General features: G+C 73.5%; 4 protein-coding genes. 3 read left to right on the top strand and 1 reads right to left on the bottom strand.

Annotated elements, in window-relative coordinates; genetic code table 11:
* From iolB to ACFTXQ_RS17450, 3 genes are all read left to right on the top strand, one after another.
* Window positions 1–694: 5-deoxy-glucuronate isomerase (iolB, locus tag ACFTXQ_RS17460; protein WP_382641602.1), on the top strand; the 694-nt coding region annotated here is incomplete at its 5' end.
* Entirely contained in the window at window positions 691–2,565 is a 1,875-nt protein-coding gene (iolD, locus tag ACFTXQ_RS17455) for a 3D-(3,5/4)-trihydroxycyclohexane-1,2-dione acylhydrolase (decyclizing) (protein WP_382641600.1), read from the top strand. The genes iolB and iolD, both read left to right, overlap by 4 nt.
* Window positions 2,566–2,576: 11 nt before the next feature.
* A complete protein-coding gene (locus ACFTXQ_RS17450) occupies window positions 2,577–4,076 on the top strand; it encodes a CoA-acylating methylmalonate-semialdehyde dehydrogenase (RefSeq protein ID WP_382641598.1) in 1,500 nt (499 codons plus the stop codon).
* Window positions 4,077–4,146: 70 nt separating this feature from the next.
* Here the strand turns inward: ACFTXQ_RS17450 and ACFTXQ_RS17445 are convergent, their stop codons facing one another.
* Entirely contained in the window at window positions 4,147–5,178 is a 1,032-nt protein-coding gene (locus tag ACFTXQ_RS17445; RefSeq protein ID WP_382641596.1) for a WxL protein peptidoglycan domain-containing protein, read from the bottom strand.
* Window positions 5,179–5,336 lie beyond the last annotated feature (158 nt).

Raw genomic sequence — 5,336 nt, 5'->3', positions numbered from 1 at the left:
CGGCAGCCGGTCGCAACTGTTCGAACTGCGGGGGCGGAAGGGGGTGTTCGAGGCCGTCACCGACTTCGTCTACCTGCCCCGGGACGGGTGGGCGGAGGTCACCTCCGAGCGGGGAGGGCGGTTCGCCCTCGCGGGGGCCCGGTGCGACAACCGGCTGCCCGCGCGGTACGGGCCCGCCGCAGACGTGCCCGTGGAGTTGCGCGGCGCGGGCAACTGCTCACGGCAGGTCAACAACTTCGGCGCCGCACACACCTTCGTCTGCGACCGGCTCATCGCCGTCGAGGTGCTCACCCCCGGCGGGAACTGGTCCTCGTACCCGCCCCACAAGCACGACACCCACGCCCCCGGCGAGGAGTCCCGCCTGGAGGAGATCTACTACTTCGAGATCGCCCCCCACGGGGACACCCCGGGCGTCGGATACCAGCGCGTCACTCCGTCCCCGGCGGGGAAGACCGACATCCTCACCGAGGTGCGGACCGGCGACGCCGTGCTCATCCCCGACGGCTGGCACGGGCCGTCCATCGCCGCCCCCGGGCACGACATGTACTACCTGAACGTGATGGCCGGGCCGCCCGGCGAGCCCCGGGAGTGGCTGATCCGGGACCACCCCGACCACGCCTGGATCCGCGGCAGCTGGGACGGGCAGGACATCGACCCCCGGCTGCCCTTCCCCCGAGCGGAGGACCACCAGTGAGGCTCACCGTCGCCCAGGCCCTCGTCCGCTTCCTCTCCCGCCAGTACACCGAGCGCGACGGCCGCCGGCACCGCCTGATCGCCGCCACCTGGGGGATCTTCGGGCACGGGAACGTGGCGGGCATCGGGCAGGCGCTGCTCGAGGCCGGCCCCGTGGCCATGCCGTTCCTCCAGGGGCGCAACGAGCAGGCCATGGTGCACGCCGCCGTCGGCTACGCCCGGCAGAGCGGGCGGCTCTCCGCGCACGCCGTGACCACCTCCATCGGGCCCGGCGCCACCAACCTCGTCACCGGCGCGGCCGGCGCCACGATCAACCGGATCCCGGTGCTCCTGCTCCCCGGGGACACCTTCGCCACCCGCCCCGCCGACCCCGTGCTCCAGCAGCTGGAAGTCCCCTATGCAGGCGACCTCTCCGTCAACGACGCCCTGCGGCCCGTCTCCCGCCACTTCGACCGGATCACCCGGCCCGAGGCCCTCGTCCCGGCGGCCCTCCAGGCCGTCCGGGTGCTCACCGACCCCGTCCAGACCGGGGCCGTCACCCTCGCGCTGCCCCAGGACGTCCAGGCGGAGGCGTACGACTGGCCCGAGGAGTTCTTCGCCGAGCGGGTGTGGGGGGTGCGCCGGCCCCGGCCCGACCGCCACGAGCTGGCCCGGGCCGCCCAGGCCGTACGGGGCTCCGCGCGGCCCCTCATCGTCGCGGGCGGCGGGATCCGGCACAGCGAGGCTCGGGCGGCCCTCGCCGCCTTCGCGGAGGCCACCGGGATCCCGGTCGCCGTCACCCAGGCGGGCAAGGGCGTCCTGCCGTACGGTCACCCCGCCGACCTGGGCGGGATCGGCCACACCGGGACCGGCGCCGCCGACGCGGCCGCCGGGGAGGCCGACCTCGTCATCGCCGCCGGGACCCGGCTGACCGACTTCACCACCGCCTCCGCGACCCTCTTCCAGAACCCCGTCGTCCGGTTCATCGGCCTCAACCTGGACCCGTACGACGCCCACAAGCTCGCCGCCCTGCCCCTCGTCGCCGATGCCCGCGAGGGCCTCGACGAGCTGCGGCAGGCGGTCGCCGGGTACCACGTGGACGCCGGGTACGGGACGGCGCACGCGGCCCGGCGGGCGAGCTGGGAGGCCCGCGTCGAGGAGGCCTACGCCGTCCCGGAGGAGGACGAGGACGCCCCGCCCACCCAGGTCCAGGTCCTCGGGCTGCTCGACGCCCTGGTCGACGGCACCGACATCCTCGTCAACGCGGCCGGTTCCCTCCCCGGCGACCTGCACAAACTGTGGCGGGCCCGGTCGGCGGACCAGTACCACCTGGAGTACGGCTACTCCTGCATGGGCTACGAGATCCCGGCCGCGATCGGGGTCGCCCTCGCCGCCCCGGGCCGCCCGGTCTGGGCGCTGGTCGGCGACGGGACCTACCTGATGAACCCGACCGAGATCGTCACGGCTGTCCAGGAGCGCGTCCCGATCAAGGTGGTGATCCTCGACAACCGGGGGTACGCCTCCATCGGCGGCCTCTCGGGGGCGGTGGGCGCCGAGGGATTCGGCACCGCCTACCGCTTCCGGGCGTCCGACGCCTCGTACACCGGCGACCCCCTTCCGGTGGACCTCGCGGCCAACGCGGCCTCCCTCGGAATGGCCGTCATCCGCGCCCGCACCGTACGTGACCTGCGCGAAGCCCTGGCCGAGGCCCGCTCGGCGACGCGTCCCACATGTGTCTACGTACAGACCCGAACGCCCGACACTGTGTCGGGCCCGCCCCCGGCGCAGGCGTGGTGGGATGTTCCTGTGGCCGAGACCGCGACCCGCAAGGCGGCGGCCCTGGCCCGTGAAGAGTACGACCGGCAAGCCGCTCAGCGACGTCGCCATCTGTGAAGGAGCAAGGCATGAAGACCGTCAACCACTGGATCGGTGGCAAGACCGTCGAGGGCGCGTCGGGCAACTACGGCCCGGTCACCGACCCGGCCACCGGCGAGGTCACCACCCAGGTCGCGCTCGCCTCGGCCGAAGAGGTCGACGCGGCGGTACAGGTCGCGAAGGAGGCCTTCGAGACCTGGGGCCAGTCCTCGCTGGCCGCCCGCACCAAGGTGCTGTTCGCCTACCGCGCCCTGCTGGACGCCAACCGCGACGCCATCGCCGAGCTGATCACCGCCGAGCACGGCAAGGTCCACTCGGACGCCCTGGGCGAGGTCGCGCGCGGCCTGGAGATCGTCGAGCTGGCCTGTGGGATCACCACGCAGCTCAAGGGCGAGCTGTCAACCTCCGTCTCCAACCGCGTGGACGTCGCCGCCATCCGCCAGCCCATCGGCGTGGTCGCGGGCATCACCCCCTTCAACTTCCCGGCGATGGTGCCGATGTGGATGTTCCCGCTGGCCGTGGCCTGCGGAAACACCTTCATCCTCAAGCCGAGCGAGAAGGACCCCTCCGCGTCCGTGAAGCTGGCCGAGCTGGCCACCGAGGCCGGTCTGCCGGCGGGCGTGCTGAACGTCGTCCACGGTGACAAGGTCGCCGTCGACGCGCTGCTGTCCCACCCCGACGTGGCGGCCGTCTCCTTCGTCGGCTCGACCCCGATCGCCCGCCACATCCACACCACCGCCTCCGCCAACGGCAAGCGCGTCCAGGCGCTGGGCGGCGCCAAGAACCACATGCTGGTGCTGCCGGACGCCGACCTGGACGCGGCCGCCGACGCGGCCGTCTCCGCCGCCTACGGTTCGGCGGGCGAGCGCTGCATGGCCATCTCCGCGGTCGTCGCGGTCGGCTCCATCGCCGACGAGCTGGTCGAGAAGATCCGCGAGCGCGCCGAGAAGATCAAGATCGGCCCCGGCAACGACCCGACCTCCGAGATGGGCCCGCTGATCACGGCCGCCCACCGCGACAAGGTCGCCTCGTACGTGAAGGGCGCGGCCGACCAGGGCGCCGACGTGGTCCTCGACGGCACCGGCTACACGGTGGACGGCTTCGAGAACGGCCACTGGATCGGCCTCTCGCTCCTCGACAACGTGAAGACCGACTCCGACGCCTACCGCGACGAGATCTTCGGCCCGGTCCTGTGCGTGCTGCGCACCGAGACCTACGAGGAGGGCGTGGCCCTCATCAACGCCTCGCCGTTCGGCAACGGCACCGCGATCTTCACCCGCGACGGCGGCGCCGCCCGCCGCTTCCAGCTGGAGATCCAGGCGGGCATGGTCGGCGTCAACGTGCCGATCCCGGTGCCGGTGGGCTACCACTCCTTCGGCGGCTGGAAGGACTCGCTCTTCGGCGACCTCCACATCTACGGCAACGACGGCATCCACTTCTACACCCGCGGCAAGGTCGTCACGACCCGCTGGCCGGACCCCGCGGACGCCCCGGCCGGCGTGGACCTGGGCTTCCCCCGCAACCACTGATCGCCCGCACGCCCGTAGGACCGCTCGCCCCCGCAACCCTCACGCGGGGGCGAGCCCGTTTTCCCGCCGGTCAGCGCGCTTCGGCCAAGTCCGGTGCGGATTCCGCCCGCTCCGGGCCCGCGCGGCGGCGCCGGCGCCGCAGCACGAGGAGTGCGGTGCCGGCCCCGGCCGCGACCAGGAGTACGCCCACGGCGGGCCACGGCACGGCGATGAAGTCAGTCTCGGACACGGAGACGAGATCGGGGTGGGCCGCGGCCCCGGCCGTGATCTTCACGGTCACCCGGTCCGACTGGGGGGCGTCCGGCCACGGTTCGGTCAGCTCGATCCGCTGGCCGGGCAGCAGCACCAGCTTCAGCTCGCGCGCCGGCCGGTCCAGCACCCGGCGCCCGAACAGCCCCTGCGCGGACACCGTCACCTTCGGTTCGACGACCACGTTGCCCCGGTTGACCAGGGCGTACGAGATGGTGGCGCGGGCGTCCTTGACCCAGGGCAGCAGCGGCGCCGACCGGCTCACCCGGACGTCCTCCACGCTCAGCCCCGGAGTCACCGGCCCCGGAACCCGGAAGTAGAGCCGGGCGCCCACGGAGCGCTTCACCCCGACCTGGACCTTGCCCTCCTGCTGCACGCCCTCCACGGCGGTGTTGAGGGCGACGATTCCGCCGACGTGGTCACCGGGCGTGGCGTCCGCGGGGACCTTCACGGTGAACGGGATGTCCTTGCGGCCCTTGGCGGGGACGGTGACGGTCGTCGCGGTCTCCGGCGGCAGCGTGATCCAGGTGCCGACGTCCACGGGCTTGGTCTCCACCGGAAGCAGGGCGAAGGCGCCGCCCGCCGGGGTGTTCATCGCGTCGGTCGCGAAGACCTGGAACGTGAGGTCCTTGTCGGAGGAGTTCAGGATCGTCGCGCTGTCGCTGACGGTCGTCCCGGCCGCGCCCTGGTGGAAGAAGTACGCGCGGTCGGTCATCGGCGCACCGGCCGGGGGCGTGGGGAAGACCCCCCAGGTGCCGTTGTCCGCCGCCGTCGCGGTGGCGGCCGGGAGCAGCAGCCCCAGCAGGCCGGCGAGGCCGAGGAGCAGACCGTGGAGCGGGGTGCGGATACGCATGGGCGGTTTCTCCACTCGGGGCGGACACGGCGGGAGGGCGCAGTGGGAAAAGGTGGTGGGGGGGCCCCGGCGCCGCCCCCCCGGGCACCGGGGCGGGCGGGGCGGGGGCGGGGGGAGGTGCCCACCCGCGGGGGGGGGGGGGGGGACATGATGCGGGG

The sequence above is a fragment of the Streptomyces sp. NPDC057010 genome, from assembly GCF_042673805.1.
GTDB lineage: Bacteria > Actinomycetota > Actinomycetes > Streptomycetales > Streptomycetaceae > Streptomyces.
This window is presented reverse-complemented; position numbering and strand designations above follow the sequence as displayed.

What these genes read in the sequence shown, in the direction of transcription:
- ACFTXQ_RS17450 (WP_382641598.1), top strand. Translation starts at nt 2,577, where the DNA reads ATGAAGACCGTCAACCACTGGATCGGTGGCAAGACCGTCGAGGGCGCG.
- ACFTXQ_RS17445 (WP_382641596.1), bottom strand. Translation starts at nt 5,178, where the DNA reads ATGCGTATCCGCACCCCGCTCCACGGTCTGCTCCTCGGCCTCGCCGGC.